The organism is Caballeronia sp. DA-9, assembly GCF_051615025.1.
Classification (GTDB): Bacteria; Pseudomonadota; Gammaproteobacteria; order Burkholderiales; family Burkholderiaceae; genus Caballeronia; species Caballeronia sordidicola.
This window is the reverse complement of record NZ_CP195131.1, coordinates 858,135-875,016: the sequence shown is the minus strand read 5'-3', so window position 1 is coordinate 875,016 and position 16,882 is coordinate 858,135. Positions and strand designations below refer to the sequence as shown.

Annotated in this window: 18 protein-coding genes; 11 read left to right on the top strand and 7 right to left on the bottom strand. The window is 59.5% G+C overall.

Features of this window, described 5'->3' with window-relative positions; all coding sequences use genetic code 11:
• Positions 1-239 precede the first annotated feature (239 nt).
• The 4 genes from ACRWA7_RS03930 to ACRWA7_RS03915 all read left to right on the top strand — a co-directional run bounded on the left by ACRWA7_RS03930 (position 240) and on the right by ACRWA7_RS03915 (position 3,064).
• Positions 240-683, top strand: a complete 444-nt coding sequence (locus ACRWA7_RS03930) for a DUF2231 domain-containing protein (protein ID WP_438390146.1) — start codon at positions 240-242, stop codon at positions 681-683.
• Entirely contained in the window at positions 676-1,995 is a 1,320-nt protein-coding gene (locus ACRWA7_RS03925; RefSeq protein WP_438390145.1) for a PQQ-dependent sugar dehydrogenase, read from the top strand. Before ACRWA7_RS03930 ends, ACRWA7_RS03925 begins: the two co-directional genes overlap by 8 nt.
• A 144-nt stretch (positions 1,996-2,139) precedes the next feature.
• A complete protein-coding gene (locus ACRWA7_RS03920; protein WP_060857286.1) occupies positions 2,140-2,625 on the top strand; it encodes a DUF421 domain-containing protein in 486 nt (161 codons plus the stop codon).
• 46 nt (positions 2,626-2,671) lie between these two features.
• Positions 2,672-3,064, top strand: a complete 393-nt coding sequence (locus tag ACRWA7_RS03915) for a tautomerase family protein (RefSeq protein ID WP_438390144.1) — start codon at positions 2,672-2,674, stop codon at positions 3,062-3,064.
• Here ACRWA7_RS03915 and ACRWA7_RS03910 read toward each other — a convergent pair.
• Positions 3,061-3,672, bottom strand: coding sequence for a ProQ/FINO family protein (locus tag ACRWA7_RS03910; RefSeq protein WP_438390143.1), 612 nt, complete (start codon positions 3,670-3,672; stop codon positions 3,061-3,063). The two genes, ACRWA7_RS03915 and ACRWA7_RS03910, sit on opposite strands and share 4 nt — an antisense overlap.
• Positions 3,673-3,809: 137 nt before the next feature.
• Here ACRWA7_RS03910 and ACRWA7_RS03905 point away from each other — a divergent pair, with 137 nt between their 5' ends.
• Positions 3,810-4,502 (top strand): HAD family hydrolase, encoded by a 693-nt coding sequence (locus ACRWA7_RS03905; RefSeq protein WP_438390142.1) that lies wholly within the window; start codon positions 3,810-3,812, stop codon positions 4,500-4,502.
• Positions 4,503-4,532: 30 nt separating this feature from the next.
• On the opposite strand, the gene ACRWA7_RS03900 is transcribed toward ACRWA7_RS03905, so the two are convergent.
• The 5 genes from ACRWA7_RS03900 to ACRWA7_RS03880 form a co-directional block, all read right to left on the bottom strand.
• Positions 4,533-5,480, bottom strand: a complete 948-nt coding sequence (locus tag ACRWA7_RS03900) for a Dyp-type peroxidase (RefSeq protein ID WP_438390141.1) — start codon at positions 5,478-5,480, stop codon at positions 4,533-4,535.
• 162 nt (positions 5,481-5,642) lie between these two features.
• Positions 5,643-6,128: a DoxX family protein gene (locus tag ACRWA7_RS03895; protein WP_244164131.1), complete on the bottom strand. Its 486-nt coding sequence runs from the start codon at positions 6,126-6,128 to the stop codon at positions 5,643-5,645.
• 23 nt (positions 6,129-6,151) lie between these two features.
• On the bottom strand, positions 6,152-6,931 hold the full coding sequence (locus ACRWA7_RS03890) for an HvfC/BufC N-terminal domain-containing protein (protein ID WP_438390140.1): 780 nt from the start codon (positions 6,929-6,931) through the stop codon (positions 6,152-6,154).
• A complete protein-coding gene (gene bufB, locus ACRWA7_RS03885; protein ID WP_438391049.1) occupies positions 6,921-7,775 on the bottom strand; it encodes an MNIO family bufferin maturase in 855 nt (284 codons plus the stop codon). Before bufB ends, ACRWA7_RS03890 begins: the two co-directional genes overlap by 11 nt.
• 101 nt (positions 7,776-7,876) lie before the next feature.
• Complete coding sequence (locus ACRWA7_RS03880) at positions 7,877-8,188, bottom strand: BufA1 family periplasmic bufferin-type metallophore (protein WP_060857280.1); 312 nt, start codon at positions 8,186-8,188, stop codon at positions 7,877-7,879.
• 285 nt (positions 8,189-8,473) lie between these two features.
• Here ACRWA7_RS03880 and proX point away from each other — a divergent pair, with 285 nt between their 5' ends.
• Positions 8,474-9,508: a glycine betaine/L-proline ABC transporter substrate-binding protein ProX gene (gene proX / locus ACRWA7_RS03875; RefSeq protein ID WP_438390139.1), complete on the top strand. Its 1,035-nt coding sequence runs from the start codon at positions 8,474-8,476 to the stop codon at positions 9,506-9,508.
• 25 nt (positions 9,509-9,533) lie between these two features.
• A complete protein-coding gene (locus ACRWA7_RS03870) occupies positions 9,534-10,718 on the top strand; it encodes a M20 aminoacylase family protein (RefSeq protein ID WP_438390138.1) in 1,185 nt (394 codons plus the stop codon).
• 111 nt (positions 10,719-10,829) lie between these two features.
• Here the strand turns inward: ACRWA7_RS03870 and katG are convergent, their stop codons facing one another.
• On the bottom strand, positions 10,830-13,091 hold the full coding sequence (katG, locus tag ACRWA7_RS03865; RefSeq protein WP_438390137.1) for a catalase/peroxidase HPI: 2,262 nt from the start codon (positions 13,089-13,091) through the stop codon (positions 10,830-10,832).
• 1,212 nt (positions 13,092-14,303) lie between these two features.
• Between katG and ACRWA7_RS03860 the strand changes: the two genes are divergently transcribed.
• From ACRWA7_RS03860 to ACRWA7_RS03845, 4 genes are read left to right on the top strand one after another with little or no spacing between them, the layout of a single operon-like run.
• Complete coding sequence (locus ACRWA7_RS03860; RefSeq protein ID WP_438390136.1) at positions 14,304-14,675, top strand: GFA family protein; 372 nt, start codon at positions 14,304-14,306, stop codon at positions 14,673-14,675.
• Positions 14,672-14,794, top strand: coding sequence for a hypothetical protein (locus ACRWA7_RS03855; RefSeq protein ID WP_279616269.1), 123 nt, complete (start codon positions 14,672-14,674; stop codon positions 14,792-14,794). The genes ACRWA7_RS03860 and ACRWA7_RS03855 overlap by 4 nt, the downstream gene beginning before the upstream one ends.
• Positions 14,795-14,801: 7 nt before the next feature.
• Complete coding sequence (locus ACRWA7_RS03850; RefSeq protein WP_060857276.1) at positions 14,802-15,542, top strand: response regulator; 741 nt, start codon at positions 14,802-14,804, stop codon at positions 15,540-15,542.
• Complete coding sequence (locus tag ACRWA7_RS03845; protein ID WP_438390135.1) at positions 15,539-16,858, top strand: ATP-binding protein; 1,320 nt, start codon at positions 15,539-15,541, stop codon at positions 16,856-16,858. Before ACRWA7_RS03850 ends, ACRWA7_RS03845 begins: the two co-directional genes overlap by 4 nt.
• The last annotated feature ends 24 nt before the right edge of the window (positions 16,859-16,882 follow it).

The window sequence follows — 16,882 nt, the reverse complement described above, 5'->3', positions numbered from 1 at the left end:
TAGGCAGGTGGCTCAGCCGCCTGGAAAACGCTGCTCGCACTGCTTGCAAAATCCTTTCGTAGATGCGTTGCGTGGTCTTGAAAGACAGCAATGCCGTGTGAGATTGCGCTGCATGACCCGAGGTCCAGGCGGCACGAGCCGGAAAGACGATGCAGCGCGGAAAGTCTCGATATCGCATCTGGGCAGCCATGACCGGGGCATCGTTTGTCGCATCTTTACCTTCAGTAAAGGACTTATCCATGACTCCAACTAGCCCGAGATATCGGTCAAGACTGGCCACCTCGCTTTTCGATCTCTTGAATCCCATCCCGTTCGGACTCTTCGTCGGCGCACTCATTTTCGACATCATCTACGCGATCACAGCCAATGTGTTCTGGGGGAAAGGCGCGGCGTGGCTCGTCACCACGGGACTGTTTTTCGCGATCATTCCACGCCTGATCAATCTCGGCCACGTCTGGTTCGGAGCGCGATATACGGTGAGGAATAACGAGAAACCCGATTTCTGGCTGAACCTGCTCGGGATCATCGTGGCGATCGTCAATGCTTTTGTTCATAGCCGCGATGCTTATGCAATGGTCCCGCTGAACGTCATTCTCTCGGTGATTACCGTGGTCTTGCTAAGCCTCGGACACATCATGCTCGCGTTCGACAAGTTCGGTTTCAAGGAGACGACTCGTGAATAGATCCATCTTGACCAGCGTCATCGCGATCGCCGTCGCAGCCTCGATCAGCGGATGTAACGAGCGCGCCAAGTACGACTCCGAGCATCAGGCCGGCGCGAATCCGCCGTTGCCGAGCGCACAGAATTTCTTCACGCCTCCCATGCAGGTGCCGAAGCACGTTGGCTGGCAGAATAGCGAAACACCGAAGGTGCTGGACGGCCTGAAGATCGAAAAGATTGCGTCCGGGCTCCAACATCCGCGCCAGGTCTACGGCCTGCCTAACGGCGACATCCTGGTGGCGGAATCGAGCAGTCCGGATGCCGAGCCCGTTACCACGCCGAAGCAGTTGATCGCCGGCATGGTCCAGAGCCGTTCGGGCAAGGAGGCGAAGGGCGGAAACCGCATTACGCTACTGCGAAAGCGCGCCGATGGCAGTGGTGAATGGGACAAGCACGTGTTTATCGATCACCTGCATTCGCCGTTCGGCATGCAACTGGTCGGCGACACGCTCTATGTTGCCGATACCGATGAGATCCTGAAATTTCCGTACACCTCCGGCGCAACGGAAATCTCAACGCCTGGAGTCGAACTCGCCGACCTTCCGGACAGGGTCAATCATCACTGGACCAAGGCGCTGCTCGCGAGCCCCGACGGCAAGAAGCTGTATGTCGGCGTCGGCTCGAACAGCAATGTCAGCGAGAACGGGCTTGATGTGGAGTACCGCCGTGCAAACGTGCTGGAAGTCGATATCACGACGGGCGCGAGCCGGATCTTTGCTGCCGGGATCCGCAATCCGACCGGGCTGCAATGGGAACCGGCAACGGGGCGGCTCTGGACGGTCGCGAATGAGCGCGATGAAATCGGCGCGGATCTTGTGCCCGACTATCTGACATCTGTGCAGGACGGCGGCTTTTATGGCTGGCCGTATAGCTATTATGGTCAGAATGTCGATCGGCGGGTCCAGCCGCAGCGTCCGGATCTGGTCGCGAAGGCGATCAAGCCGGATTATGCGATCGGCTCCCACGTCGCACCGCTTGGACTGCTGTTCTATACGGGCAACAACCTGCCGGCGCAGTACAAGGGCGGCGCGTTTATCGGCGAACATGGCAGTTGGGATCGTTCGCCGCTGAGCGGTTACGCGGTTGCCTACGTGGCGTTCGAAAATGGCAAACCGGTCGGCACGCCGAAGCCTGTGGTCACCGGCTTCGTTTCCGCCGATGAAAAGCAGCTCTATGGCGCGCCGGTCGGCCTTGCCCAGGACAAGGACGGTGCGCTCGTCATTGCCGACGACGCCGGTAACACCGTGTGGCGTGTGACAAAGGCGGGAGGCTAGACGCGTGGCTTAGCGACACGGAGATGTCACTCTGTCTGCGAACTCCGGCATGTCCGATCGATCTTCGGAGACGCCGGGGTCGCAGCACGCCAGTTGCATGGGATCGTGTTGGCGGGACACAGGAGCGAAAAAGGAGGCGGCACAATGATCGAAGCCCTGTTTGGCAGCGGACGGGATCTGGACGAGTACCAGATGGCCGCGAGAGGCGTCGCCGTGTTCATATTGGCCCTCGCGTTGATCCGAATCTCGGGTCGCCGGTCGTTTGGCCAGCGCTCGCCGTTCGATTACGTCGTCGCGATCCTGCTGGGAGCGACTCTTTCGCGGGTCATCGTGGGCGCTTCCCCTGCAATCCCGACCGCGGTCGCATCGCTTGTTATCGTGGTGATGCATCGCATGCTTGCATGGGGTTGCGTCCATTCCCGGTGGCTGGAGAAGCTCGTAGGCGGTGTGGAACGCGAGTTGTATCGGGAAGGGCGCTTCAACGAGCGGCAGATGGCGGCTGCACTGGTGACCGCGGCCGACGTACTGGAAAGCAATCGCCGTCAATCAGGAACGCTGGATCTTGCAGGCGTACGATATGTTTTTCTCGAGCGCAATGGAGAAATCAGTATTATCCGCGATCGAAAGTGAGAAACAATTCAATCGATGCAGGCACTGAACCACATTAGGAGCCGATATGCCGCTGGTCAGAATCAATATCTCGAAAGAGGCCTCTGCCGAAAGCGTTCAAGCCATCAGCACCGTTATATACGACGCCATGGTTACCGTCGCAAATGTTCCGGCGCACGACAAGTTTCAGATCATCACTCGCCATGAATCCGACGAACTCGTGTACCCGTCCGAAGGATATCTGGGCATTGATTACTCGCCCGGTATCGTTTTCATTCAAGTGACGTGGAACGCGGGGCGCACAGTCGAGGTGAAGAAGGCCTTTTACAAAGCGGTCGCAGAAGGCATTCATCAAAAGGCGGGACTGCGAATCGAGGACGTATGGATCAGTCTTATTGACGTCCAACGCGAAAACTGGTCGTTCGGGAACGGCGAAATGCAGTACGCGCCCGGCGTCTAGGACGCGCTTGGATCAGGAGGCACCACAGCCGTAGCCGTAGCCGTCGCAGTCGTCGCGGGGGGAGCAGATGCCTTGGCTGCCACCCTGGCTAGCCGCGATTCCTCGAGTTTTTGCGCGCGAACCGCATCTTCAGCCGAAACGCGACCCGCCTCCGCACCGGAGAGATCCACGCGGACGGCATTTTCGACAAGCGCCGTCCAGTAGCGGCTTCCGCGGCACCAGATCTTTATGGCGTCGCGCAGTTCTGCCTGACTCACCTTGAGCTCCGCAATATGTGGGAGCAGGTCTTCAAAAATGCCGATCTTGAGCGCCACCTTGGGCGCGGGATTTTTGGGGAAAGCCGCCGGGAAACGCTTTTGCAACCGCCCGATATGCACCACTACCGGATCCACGGGCTTGGCATTGGGTTTGACGTCCGCCGTCGGTTTCGCCTTCGATACCGCATGGGCGGGTCTGGCGTTCGGTTTGGCATTGGGTTTTGCATTCGCCGCCGGCTTCGCCTTCGAAACGGGAGGCTTTGCCCGGGTACGGTCTGCGCGCGCGGGAGCCTTCGTTCCAGCCGATTTTGAAAGTTGTTCCTTGAGCGCTGCTAGCTGTTCGAATCCCATTACGTCCATCCGGGCAAAAAGAACCTGAATTGTAGCAGTCCCGCGACCTGCAAGCGTTTGCGCGCGGCGAGCGGGAAATTTTCGCCTGCCGTGCGGTATCCTTGCCCGTTGCGCGAACCCATTACGTTCATTTTCCAATGCCCAAGCTTCTTTTCGATGCCGTGCTTTTCGACTGCGACGGCGTGCTCGTCGATTCGGAACCCATCACCAATCGTGTACTGACCGCCATGCTGGGGGAACTCGGATGGCATCTGAGCATCGAGGAGACGATGCGGATCTTCGTCGGCAAGGCCGTGAAAGACGAGGCGCCGCTCATTGAAGCGCAGACGGGCGTGAAAATCACGGAGCAATGGCTTTCGCAGTTTCGGGAGCGGCGCAATGCCGCGCTCGATCGCGAACTGATCGCCATTGCCGGTGCGCTGCGGGCTGTGCAGCACGTGCACCGCGAATTCGACGGGCGCATTGCGGTGGCGTCAGGGGCCGATCGCCTCAAGGTCGATATGCAGCTCTCGAAGGTCGGCATGATCGACTACTTTCACGGCCGCATATTCAGCGGCCATGAAATGGCGCGCAGCAAACCGTACCCGGACGTTTATCTGGCCGCGGCCAAGGCGCTGAATGTCGATCCAGCGCGCTGCGCTATCGTGGAAGATACGGTCACGGGCGCGACCGCGGGCATTGCCGCGGGCGCCACTGTGTTTGGATACAGCCCGCACGCGGAAGGCCATAGCGGGCCGGAAGCACTTCGCCAGGCGGGCGTGGTGCAGGTCTTTCAGAATATGGCCGAATTGCCCGCCTTACTTGCGCAATGGCAGAGCCGGGCCGCCTGATACTTTCCGCTGGCTTTCACTGATCGCGCGTTATGGCTTGCGATCCGCGAGTTCCTCGAGCAAGGTTGCCGACGGAACAAAGAACAGTCCGCCCGTGACCGCGCGGCTGTAATCGAGAAGCCGGTCGTAGTTGCCGGGCGGCCGTCCGACGAACATGTTCTCGAGCATCTGCTCGACAGGTTCCGGCGAACTGGCATAACCAATGAAATAGGTTCCGAACTCGCCTGCGCCCGGGCGGCCGAAGGCCATGTTGTGACGCAGGATCTTCACTTCCTGGCCGTCCTTTTCAATCGTGGTCAGTGAGCTGTGCGAGGAACTTGGTTTGATCGCCTCGTCGAGTTCGACATCGGACAATTTCTTGCGTCCGATGATCCGCTCCTGCGCCTCGACCGGAAGCGATTCCCACGCGGCCATGTCGTGCAGGTATTTCTGCACGATCACGTAGCTGCCACCGGCGAAGTCACGATCCTGATCGCGAATCAGGGCAAAGTCGACCGCTTCACGGCCGCGCGGATTCTCGGTGCCATCGACGAAACCGACCATGTCGCGCAGATCGAAATAGCGAAAACCGTGCACTTCATCCACGACCGATACCGCATTGCCCAGGCGTGTCATCAGTTGGGTCGCAAGCTCGAAGCAGAGGTCCATGTGATCGGCGCGAATGTGGAACAGCAGGTCGCCCGGCGTGCCGATGGCGTGGCGCTTGCCCTCGCCGAACTCGCGGAACGCGTGCAGGTTCGCGGGGCGGGGCGCGCCAAAAAGCGTATCCCAGACGCCCGCGCCAAAACCGCAGACGCACGACAACTCGCCCGTGGGCGCGCGCGTGCCGACCGCACGGACGAGCGCTGCTACGTCACCGCAGATCGAGCGCACTGCGGCGGCGTTGTCCGGACCGGGATTGAGCGTGGCGACAATGAAGATCGCACTGCGAGTAATGGCGTTGCATACGGCTTGCGGTTCTGGAATGTCGGTCGGCATTGGATGATTTGTCCCGGCGCGTCAGGATTGTCGGCAAGCTCGCACAAGCGTGGCCGCCGGAAATCCTGTGATTGAAAGAATCGGTTAGTTTCTGTTGTCCTGCCAAGATTAACGAATTCCTTCAATCGGCGCGAGCGGCCATCGCGACAATAAACGCGTCGCTCAGGACCTGAACGCCTTGTCACCCAGCAGATAGTCGATGGAAATCCGCCCCGGTCCCCATGCCGCGATGCCGAGCGCCATCGCCAGCCAGGTCAGGTGGATCGGCCAGCCTTCCGGCACCGTCAGCTCGATGATGCAGGTCATCAGTATCAAACCGGCTGCGGCGAACCGGGTGCCAAATCCAAGGACCAGCAACACCGGGAACATCACCTCGCCGCAGCCCGACAGAAATGCGAATATGGCGGGGTGAGGAAACGCATACGGTCCTCCGGGAAGGTGCAGCTTGAACTCCTCTGTGAACAGGTCGATTGCCGTATCGTTCAGTTGAAGGAATCCGTGCCATTTGAGAATGCCCGACTTGTAGAACGGCACGGCAAGCGCCACGCGCAGCACGAGTTGAACCAGCCACGGTTGGGCGAGCCGCTGGACTTGCCGCCTCGCCGCGCCAATCGCCGAGATGGCTGCGCCGGGAAAAGAAAGGCTCATAACTTGTCTGTCCGGCATCTTGATCATTCTCCAGGTTGAATTGCAGTGAACACGCCGGCCGAGATCATCCCGGCCAGATTGGCGTGGAGATCGAAGGCAGGGGCGTCTTCAAATGCAGCAGCGATCGCGTCGCCGAGCGATGCGTTATCGAGTAGATGAGCGAGGAATACCGCGCCGCCAGCCGGCAGGCGCGAGACGATCACTTCATGACCGGGCCGCGTCACGAGAGCGTCCTCCGGTTCGCTTGAGCAGAGTGGCGAAACGGGACCATCGGTCCGGTTCATTGCGAAGATCGCGACGGCGGGATAGCTTGAGCGCACGATCCGCGTGGCCGGATGCGGTGTAAAACGTGTTTCGGCGAGCAACGCAGGGTCGATGGACCCAAGCGCTTCCGCCGCGAGCGCGGGAAGGTCGGCGGCGTGATAAGCATCCAGCCAGGCGCGCTCGATGCGCGCGGTATCGGCTAGCCACGGCATGCCGCGGGCATAGTCATAGGACGCGATGAACGCGGGAAAATCGCGCCCGTACTCGAACAGCAACGGCGACACGGGCGGTGTTTCACGAACGTGAAAGCGGGCCATCGCCCTGAAGAAATCGATGCCGGTAATGCGCTGTATCGCGGGATAGATTGCGGCGAGTGCATCGATCAGGCTCACCGTGACGTTGTTTCGATAAACGTTGTAGCGCTTGATTACCCCTTTGCCCAAGGGAGCGACGACATCTTCCGGCGCCGCCGCAGCCGGGTTCGTCAAACCCGGCGCGAATGCCGTCGCGAAATCGTGCAGGGGAATTTCAGGCCTCACGATCGTTCTCCCCACTAAGCGCCATAGCGTTTTCTTCCATGATGGCGCGAGCCATCAGCGCCTGGGCGCGCAATACGGGCCAGTCGGGAAGCTTGCTGTCCCACTCGATCAATGTGGGCCTAGGGCCGATTCGCGAGACGACATCCGTATAGAGCTTCCAGACTGGATCGGAGACGGCGCGGTCGTGGCTGTCGATGAGAAGCCGTTCGTTCTCGTCGTCCTCTTGTTCGTCATGTCCGGCAAGGTGTATTTCACCAACGTGTTCAAGTGGAAATTCAGCCAGGTATGCCGAGGCCGAAAAGCCGTGGTTGTTCGCTGAGACAAATACGTTGTTGATGTCGAGCAAGAGACCGCAGCCGGTGCGTTGCGCGACTGCTCGAAGGAACCCGGTCTCGCTCATTGTCGATGAAGCGAAGGCGACATATGTCGACGGATTTTCCAGCAATATAGGATGCCTGATTGCTTCCTGAACTTGCGTGACGTGTTCGCATACCCTGTCGAGCGTTGGCCTTGTATACGGCAAGGGCAGCAGGTTGTTGAAGAACGTTCCGCTGTGGGACGACCACGCCAGATGTTCCGATACCAGCTCGGGTTCGTAACGCAACACCACGTCCCGGAAGCGCGCGAGATGAACCGGATCCAGTGCGCCGGGCCCGCCAATTGACATGCACACGCCGTGAACGGATAGCGGATAGTCGCCACGAATGGCCGCAAGCGCCCGGTGTGGCGGGCCGCCCGCACCCATATAGTTTTCCGCGTGGACCTCGAAGAATCCATCGGCGGGTCCGTCCGCGAGAATCGCAGGCAGGTGATCGTGCTTGAAACTGGTCCCTGCAAGTGTCATGGCGCCGGAGCCCGCACGAATGGAGCGGCTCGGGCCACGCACTGCAGTTGGCTTCGTGGAATTGTCCATGGCCGCTCGCATTCGTTTTATCGTTCGCTGGATCAGGACTTGAGCGGCGTCAGCGAGCCATGGCCGCCGCCCGGCACCTGGATATTCGTGCAGGTGCCCCCTTGAACGAACTTCCACGAATTGCCCTGAAAATCCATCGCGGACGTGCCCTGACATGTCGTGCCGGGGCCTGCCGCGCAGTCGTTTTGTCCCTTCAGGGCAACGCCATAGCACTTCTCCTTGTGCGCCGCCATGGCTGCGCTTTCTTCGCCCTTTGTGAGCGGCGCCGCTTGAGCAACCGATGCAAGCAGGCTCGCTACAACGCCAGCGAGAAGGGAGGCACTAACAGTGGTCTTTGCGGACATTGAATCTCTCCAGTAGTTGAATTAGACGGTACCCGTCGCGGGTACGTTATCTATTTCGCCGCCTGCCGATGTCCGGTTACAGAGATTCAAATTTTTTTCTTTACGAGCCGATGCAGACCGGATTTTTGCTGTGCACAGCTTCACCCGAACCGGAGAAAATCGCGCGGCGGCATTCACCGTGTACATAGGAAGATCAGATGCCGGCTGTCATCTAGCATGTGACGTGATCGAGAGAACTCCGGACGCCGGGCGACGGCGAACATGCGCGAACCAACGGGAGCGCCAATGAAGACCTTGAAGTGCGGCGGGGCGGCGGCTGTTCTGGCGGCGCTCCTGTTCCCGGCAGTCAGTGCGTCTGCAATCGCCGATACGCTGCCCGGCACGGGAAAGACCGTCCGTTATGTGCAGGCCGACAGCCTTGGCGCAAATTACGTCGCGGACCAGATCGTGGCAAAGGCCATGCAGTCGCTTGGTTACGACGTGAAGCTCAGCACCATGAACATCACGCTGTTCTTTGCGGCGGTGGCGCAAGGAGACGTGGATCTCTCAACCGATGTGAACCTTCCCCAGCGCGAGCCGGAGTTTCGGGCTGTGGAGAAGCAGGCTGAAATCATTGGCACCGGGTTTATCGCCGGGGGCGGGGTGAACGGCTACATGATAGACAAAAAGACAGCCGATGCTCACCACATCACGAGCCTCGAGCAGATGAAAGATCCGGATGTCGCCGGGCTGTTTGGTGAAGGCGGGAAGGCCGAGCTGATCAGTTGCGATCCCGGCTGGAGCTGTGCGGACGTGGTGAACTATCAGGTCAAGAAATTTGGACTCACGCAAAACGTCCACGTCGTGAGCGGCAAGTATGAAGCGTTGATGACCGACGTGGTCTCGCGCATCAAGTCCGGCTCGCCCGCATTTTTCTATGCGTGGAGCCCGTCATGGGTCACAAGCGGTCTTGTCCCGGGCAAGGACGTTGTGTGGCTCCCGGTTCCCGCGGATGCCTTGCCGCCCAGGATGCCCAACAGCGGGTCGGCGCTTGTCAAGGGCGTGGTCGGCTGTGCCGGAGGCGCCGATCCATGCCACATGGCAATGGCGTCCTGGAACGCGGGTTCGGTGGCGAACAGGACGTTCGCTTCCGCCAATCCGGGTATCAAGGCGCTGATCCAGCAGATCAAGTTTCCGCCCACGGTCTGGGCTGACTGGGAGTCCGCGATCAGCAAGGAACATAACTCGACCGGACTGTATTCCCGTCTCGCCGATCAATGGCTCGCCGCGAACCGCACGCAGTTCACCCAATGGGTCGCTGCGGCACGCGCCGCGCAATGATTCAACCCGCATTCAAGGAGAACCCATGACGGACGTACTCGCGCGCATTCTCGACATGAGCGAAGAATTCGTCGCCTTGCGCCATCGCATTCACGCTCGCCCTGAACTCTCGCTCGAGGAGCATGAAACCAGCGATCTCGTCGCGGAACGTCTTCATGCATGGGGTTATGAAGTGCATCGGGGGCTTGCGAAAACGGGCGTGGTCGGCACGCTGAAAGTGGGCTCCGGCTCGCGCCGTCTTGGCCTGCGCGCGGACATGGACGCACTTCCGATTCTGGAGTCGACGGGCCTTTCTTATGCGAGCCAGCGAGAAGGCGTGATGCACGCTTGCGGCCACGATGGCCACACGGCAATCCTGCTTAGCGCGGCGCGTTATCTAGCGGAAACCCGCCGGTTTTCCGGCACCCTGAACCTGATCTTTCAACCCGCTGAAGAACGCTATTGCGGCGCGAAGATCATGGTCGACGAAGGGCTGTTCGACAAATTCCCCTGCGACATGGTGTTCGGTTTGCATAACCGGCCGGGCGAACCTGTCGGCAAGTTCGGTTTTTTGCCTGGCAGTTTCATGGCTTCGTCCGACACTGTCTATATCAGCATCCAGGGAAAGGGTGGCCATGGCGGACGGCCGCATCTCACATCCGACCCGATTGTCGCCGCGGCGCATGTGGTGATCGCGCTGCAGACCATCGTCTCACGCAATATGGACCCGCTCGATACCGCCGTGATCAGTATCGGCGAGATTCATGGCGGGACCGTCTCCAATGTCATTCCAGACGTTGTAAAGATGACGCTTTCGGTTCGCGCGCTGCGGCCCGAGGTGCAACGATTGGTGCATGACCGGCTTATCGAACTTGTAGAGACTCAGGCATCGGCGTTGGGGTGTACGGCGAAGGTGGATTATCAATGGGGATGTCCGGCCGTTGTCAACGACCCCGCTGCCACGGAATTCGCCCGCCAGGTCGCGTACGATTGGCTAGGGGAAGACGGGCTGATACCCGACATGCGTCCCACGGCGGGCGCGGAAGATTTCTCGTTCATGCTGCAGGCGGTTCCCGGTTGCTACTTCATAGTGGGCAACGGTACGGGCCCGGCGCATAACACGGGTGGCTGCATGCTGCACAACGCCGGCTACGACTTCAACGATGCGGCCTTGCCGACCGCCGCGACGTATTGGGTGAAACTCGCCGAGCGCTTTCTCGCCGAGCGTTAAGACAGCGTGCAATGCGCCGCGTAGGGGACGCATTGCACGTTCGAGGCGTAATAGCGCAATTGAAATGGAAGGCTCCGTCAGGACGACCGCCTGACGGAGCGAGGCGACCTGTCAGGCAAGGTCGAAACGGTCGAGGTTCATCACCTTCACCCATGCTGCGACGAAGTCGCGGACGAACTTTTCCTGCGCGTCTTCTGCTGCATAGACTTCACTGAGCGCCCGAAGCTGGGAATGTGCGCCGAAAATCAGATCGATGGGAGTGCCGGTCCATTTTCGTTCGCCAGTCTTCCGGTCCCGTCCTTCGAACAAGTCCCTGGCCGACGAGAGCGCTTGCCATTCCGTGCTCATGTCGAGCAGGTTGCGGAAGAAGTCGTTGGTCAGCGCTTCCGGTTTGTCGGTGAAGACGCCATGCGGGTTCTTACCGGCATTGACGTTCAGCACACGCAAGCCGCCGATGAGCGCCGTCATTTCCGGAGCGGTCAAGCTCAGCAATTGCGCCTTGTCGATCAATAACGCTTCCGCCGGAACCTTGTACTTGTCCTTCAGGTAATTGCGGAAACCATCGGCGGCCGGTTCGAGCGCGGAAACGGATTCCACGTCGGTCTGTTCCTGCGAGGCGTCCATTCGTCCGGGTGTAAAGGGCACGCTCACCTGATGCCCGGCATTTTTCGCCGCCTGTTCAACGCCGGCGCCCCCAGCCAGAACAATCAAGTCGGCCAGCGAAACCTTTTTGCCACCGGCCTGTGCGCCATTGAACTCGTTCTGGATGCCTTCGAGTACCTTCAGTACCTTCGACAACTGCTCGGGCTGGTTGACCGCCCAGTCTTTCTGCGGCGCGAGGCGGATGCGTGCGCCGTTGGCGCCGCCGCGTTTGTCGGAGCCACGGAATGTGGACGCCGACGCCCAGGCCGTCGATACCAGTTCGGAGACGGACAGTCCCGATGCCAGGATCTTCTGCTTGAGTGCGGCGACGTCCGCTTCCTCGACCAGCGCATGGTCCAGCTTCGGAATCGGGTCCTGCCAAAGCAACTCTTCGCTTGGTACTTCCGGTCCAAGATAGCGTGCGCGCGGTCCCATGTCGCGATGCGTCAACTTGAACCACGCGCGGGCGAATGCGTCGGCCAACTCATCGGGATGTTCCCAGAAATGCCGCGAGATTTTCTCGTAGGCGGGATCGAAGCGCAGGGATAGATCGGTGGTCAGCATCGTCGGAAGCAGTTTCTTCGACGGATCGTGAGCGTGTGGAATAGTTGCGCTGGCGCCTTTGGCGACCCACTGATTGGCGCCAGCGGGACTCTTGGTCAGTTCCCACTCGTGACCAAACAGGTTTTCAAAGAAACCGTTGCTCCATTGCGTTGGCGTGCTGCTCCAGGTGACCTCCAGGCCACTGGTGATGGTGTCGCCACCCTTGCCGCTGCCAAAGCTGTTCTTCCATCCAAGCCCCTGGTTCTCGAGATCGGCGGACTCGGGTTCGGGACCTACGTTCTCGGCAGGACCCGCGCCGTGCGTCTTGCCAAACGTATGGCCGCCTGCGATCAGCGCGACAGTTTCCTCGTCGTTCATTGCCATGCGCGCGAAGGTTTCACGGATATCGTGCGCTGCGGCAACTGGATCCGGATTACCGTCGGGACCTTCCGGATTGACATAGATGAGGCCCATCTGCACGGCGCCCAGCGGATTTTCCAGGTTGCGTCCGTTATCGGTACGGCTGGTTTCTTCGCCGTGCTTTTCTTCGTCGGCGACAATAACGCCTCCGTCTTCGTTATTGCCTGCGGCTCCCTTGCCATAACGCACGTCGCCGCCCAGCCAGGTCTTCTCGTTGCCCCAGTAGACGTCCTGATCCGGTTCCCACGTGTCCTCACGCCCACCGGCGAAACCAAAGGTCTTGAATCCCATGGTCTCGAGCGCGACGTTGCCCGTAAGAATCAACAGGTCGGCCCACGAGATCTTCTGACCATATTTCTGTTTGATCGGCCAGAGCAGGCGGCGGGCTTTATCCAGACTGACATTGTCCGGCCAACTGTTGAGCGGCGCGAAACGCTGCTGGCCGCGCCCGGCACCGCCGCGACCATCGCCGATACGGTACGTGCCTGCGCTGTGCCAGGCCATGCGGATAAATAGCGGGCCGTAGTGGCCAAAGTCCGCGGGCCACCAATCTTGCGAATCGGTCATCAGCGCTGCAAGGTCCTTCTTGACTGCAGCCAGATCAAGGCTCTTGAAGGCCTCGGCGTAGTTGAAGCTGTTGTCCAGGGGATTGGACTTGCTGGAGTGCTGGCTGAGCAAGTCTACCCGCAGTTGTTTTGGCCACCAGTCACGGTTCGTCGTGCCGCCGCCCGCGGCGTGATTGAACGGGCACTTTGCTTCATTTGACATGCGTTATCTCCTTGAGAGGGACCTATCCACCGATTGTTTTTTTAAGGATGCACGTTTTCATAGTGCATCGCATCAATGAGCCTGGCGCGCAGCGCGCTTGGAAGATTGAAGAATACTCAGGCGAAAACTACTACTGCGGCACCTAGTGTTTGACGTTGCTGAACAAGCGCCATTCGTTCTGACGAGCCTACTCCAATCAAATATAAACGCGTGTGACGGTCCACAGAAGTAGATTAGTGCAATGCCCTTGATAGGTCACGGCTATATCGCGGGATTCTTGATGGCGGTCGATGTACACAAGCAAATCATGGCGCCTTCTAGCAGGCCTTTTGAAATTGCGTACCTGACTGAAGTTGCTTTCATCCGTTTGACACAATGCAGCAACAGCGGATCACCAAGTCTTGATCTGCTGCCACCAATGAGCGCTGCATATCACAGGGTTAACCACATCATGATGGGACTCGATTGGAAACTTTCGCTGCGCGGACTAATTTACGAATAGCACAAAGGCGTCGATAGCAAGCTTGCAGATGCAAAGGCCATGTTGTGGGTGCTATCCCGGCGCCAAACGATGAGAAGTAAAAGACCATCGCTTTACAAACAATAGAACCCCGGAGGCCACACACATGGTCAAGGTAGTGGGCAAACTTCTTACCGTGTTCCAACGAGATGGCGAAACAGTCGTGCGAGCGCTCGAACGCTCGGAATATCCTTCGGCAATCAAGGACATTGTTCGGTCTTCCCGTTGTGGCTTGTGCAATGTATGGTGCGTACTCGAATCGGGCAACGTTGCTGAAGCAATATTCGGATGTCAGAGCGACGATTGCGCCGACGACTGTGTCCTGACAAAGCATGTGATCGGTGACGAAACCTATTGGGCATGCCAGTGCGTCGCTAAAAAACCCCCGGAGAATATTATTCCGTTGCGCCGGCCTGCTAATCATTCACCGAGATGCAGCAAACCACGCTATTAAGGATCGCGGGCAACTTTTGGCCAGGAACCAATTTGTCGGATCTCCCGCCAAATGATCTTGATACGATCGCGCCCGCGGGATCGCAAGCTTGCATAAGATTGCTCCTGCCCGGTTTGGCTGTTGCCGGCTGACTGCATGGTGCAATTTTTTGTATCAGACAACCGGGCGGATACACTACGATACAAACACCTATTCAAGTCGCGCTATAAAGTAGCCATACCTCATCACCGGGATCTTTATGAGCGACGATGGCCTGAAAGGCTCGTGCCACTGCGGAGCCGTCAAATTCGAGGTTCATGCCCCTGTAACCCCGGCGGCGCGCTGCAATTGCAGCTTGTGCCGGCGCAAAGGTGCATTGATGACCCCGCCGTTCGCCGCGAATCAATTGACGATTCTGCAAGGGGAGGACGCACTCTCGCAGTATCAGTTCAACACCCGGACAGCTAAGCACTTTTTCTGCAGGCATTGTGGTATTTATCCGTTTCATCAAACGCGCACGAATCCGCAGCTTTGGCGCGCCAATATCGGCTGCCTCGAGAGCATTGATTCGTATGCGCTAGAGGCGGGTATCTCGAATGGAGCAAGCCTCTCCGTAATGGAGGACGCATGAAACGCCTGTTTGCGATTCTTGCCTTCGTGGCCGGCGGTTTGGCCGCCGAGCTGGCGCATCCGGTCCAGTGTTCGTTGATCCACGCAAGCAAGGTGCAGACGAAACGTCGAAAGAGTTGATGCACGGATGAATACGATCGACCACATACTGATTGTCGACGACGACCGGGGCATTCGCGAACTGATCGCGGGCTACCTCGATAAAAGCGGCATGCGCGTTTCGCTCGCCGCTAACGGACGCCAGATGTACAGCGTCCTGGAAAACGGCGCGCCCGACTTGATCGTCCTCGATCTGATGATGCCCGGCGAAGACGGCCTGGTGATCTGCCGCGAACTGCGGGCCGGCAAGTTCCGCTCGGTGCCGGTGCTGATGCTGACCGCGAGAGACGAAGAAGCCGACCGGATTCTCGGTCTCGAAATGGGCGCCGACGACTACTTGCCCAAGCCGTTTGCGGTGCGCGAACTGCTTGCGCGTATTCGCGCGGTGCTGCGCCGCGCGCGCATGCTGCCGCCCGGCATGCAACTGAGCGAATCGGCGCAAATGCTCGGGTTCGGCGATTGGCGGCTCGATACGATTGCGCGCCACCTCCTCGATCAGGAAGGCACGATGGTCGCGCTTAGCGGAGCCGAGTATCGTCTGCTGCGCGTGTTTCTCGATCATCCCCAACGCGTGCTGACCCGCGATCAGTTACTCAACCTGACCCAGGGACGTCAGGCCGACACGTTCGACCGCTCGATCGACCTGATGGTGAGCCGCCTACGTCAGCGGCTGAGGGACGTCGCCCGCGAACCTCGCTACATCAAGACGCTGCGCAGTGAAGGTTATGTGTTCTCTTCGGCGGTGAGTGTGATTGAGGAACCGCAATGAACGTGCGCCCATGGCTGCATTGGCCGCGCACGTTGTTCGCGAGGTTGACGGTGATCCTGTTCATTGGTCTGGCTTCAGCGCAGGCGTTGTCGTTCTGGCTCACCATGACCGAGCGCGACCAGAGCATGACCAATGTGATGATGGGCTACATTGAGCGCGAAGTTGTCAGTTCCGTGGCGCTTCTCGATCATTTGCCGGCCAGCGAACGCGCTCAATGGCTGCCGCGCCTTGCGCGCCGCAGCTACGATTTCATTCTTGGACCGGGGGTAAGCGGTGGCCCGCTCGACGCCCAACTGTCGGCGCGCGTGGCGCAATCCATTTCCGAAGGCATCGGAACTCGCTATCCGCTCACGGTGAACGCCGTGCCGGGTGATCGCGAGCGTCTTCAGGTACACCTCCGGCTCTCCGACGGCAGCCCCCTGACAATAGACCTGCGTCCCATGCCGAGCACCCCATTGTCGCGTTGGCTGCCCTTGGGGCTGATCCTGCAACTGGTCGTGCTGCTCGCGTGCTGCTGGCTGGCAGTGCGGGTTGCCACGCGCCCGCTGCACGAGTTGGCGGCGGCAGCCGACGGACTCGGCCCGGACCTCAAGGCATTCCGGCTGCCGACAGATGGACCATCGGAAGTGGCGCGTGCGGCGCGCGCGTTCAACTCGATGCAGGACAGGATTTCAATGTACATGACGGAACGCATGCAGATTCTGGCAGCGATTTCACATGACTTGCAAACGCCGATTACCCGCATGCGTCTTCGGGTTGAAGTCATGGATGACGAAGCCGAAAGTGTCAAGCTGCGGCAGGATTTGCAGGAAATCGAGGCATTGGTGAAGGAAGGCGTGACTTACGCGCGAACGCTGCACGGCGCAACCGAAGTGCCGTGCCGGATCGATCCCGACGCGTTGTTCGACAGCCTGGTCTGCGACTATGTCGATGCGGGTCAAGACGTGTCTCTGCAAGGGCGATTCGGCATGCCGCTCACGACGCGTCCACAGGCTTTGCGCCGCATTGTTGGCAACCTGGTCGACAACGCGCTGAAGTTCAGCGGCGTTGCGGAGATCAATGTGGCGGCATCGTCCGACGGAAAGGCGACCGTCACGGTGCTGGATCGCGGACCGGGGATTCCCGAGCAGTCGCTGGAGGCGGTTTTTCAACCGTTCTACCGGATCGAAACGTCGCGTAATCGCAATACGGGCGGTACGGGTCTTGGCCTCGCCATCGCGCGCCAGCTCGCACTCGCGATGGATGCGACGCTCTCGCTTCACAATCGTGCGGGTGGTGGCCTGGAAGCGAGGTTGATGTTGAAAACAATGCATTAGTGATCATGGAAAGTGCTGACGTGT

Coding starts and splice junctions, on each gene's coding strand:
- ACRWA7_RS03910 (WP_438390143.1), bottom strand. CDS start 3,672: ATGGGATTCGAACAGCTAGCAGCGCTCAAGGAACAACTTTCAAAATCG.
- katG (WP_438390137.1), bottom strand. CDS start 13,091: ATGTCAAATGAAGCAAAGTGCCCGTTCAATCACGCCGCGGGCGGCGGC.
- bufB (WP_438391049.1), bottom strand. CDS start 7,775: ATGACACTTGCAGGGACCAGTTTCAAGCACGATCACCTGCCTGCGATT.
- ACRWA7_RS03855 (WP_279616269.1), top strand. CDS start 14,672: ATGAAACGCCTGTTTGCGATTCTTGCCTTCGTGGCCGGCGGTTTGGCC.
- ACRWA7_RS03905 (WP_438390142.1), top strand. CDS start 3,810: ATGCCCAAGCTTCTTTTCGATGCCGTGCTTTTCGACTGCGACGGCGTG.
- ACRWA7_RS03880 (WP_060857280.1), bottom strand. CDS start 8,188: ATGTCCGCAAAGACCACTGTTAGTGCCTCCCTTCTCGCTGGCGTTGTA.
- ACRWA7_RS03860 (WP_438390136.1), top strand. CDS start 14,304: ATGAGCGACGATGGCCTGAAAGGCTCGTGCCACTGCGGAGCCGTCAAA.
- ACRWA7_RS03850 (WP_060857276.1), top strand. CDS start 14,802: ATGAATACGATCGACCACATACTGATTGTCGACGACGACCGGGGCATT.
- ACRWA7_RS03845 (WP_438390135.1), top strand. CDS start 15,539: ATGAACGTGCGCCCATGGCTGCATTGGCCGCGCACGTTGTTCGCGAGG.
- ACRWA7_RS03900 (WP_438390141.1), bottom strand. CDS start 5,480: ATGCCGACCGACATTCCAGAACCGCAAGCCGTATGCAACGCCATTACT.
- proX (WP_438390139.1), top strand. CDS start 8,474: ATGAAGACCTTGAAGTGCGGCGGGGCGGCGGCTGTTCTGGCGGCGCTC.
- ACRWA7_RS03895 (WP_244164131.1), bottom strand. CDS start 6,128: ATGAGCCTTTCTTTTCCCGGCGCAGCCATCTCGGCGATTGGCGCGGCG.
- ACRWA7_RS03920 (WP_060857286.1), top strand. CDS start 2,140: ATGATCGAAGCCCTGTTTGGCAGCGGACGGGATCTGGACGAGTACCAG.
- ACRWA7_RS03870 (WP_438390138.1), top strand. CDS start 9,534: ATGACGGACGTACTCGCGCGCATTCTCGACATGAGCGAAGAATTCGTC.
- ACRWA7_RS03915 (WP_438390144.1), top strand. CDS start 2,672: ATGCCGCTGGTCAGAATCAATATCTCGAAAGAGGCCTCTGCCGAAAGC.
- ACRWA7_RS03930 (WP_438390146.1), top strand. CDS start 240: ATGACTCCAACTAGCCCGAGATATCGGTCAAGACTGGCCACCTCGCTT.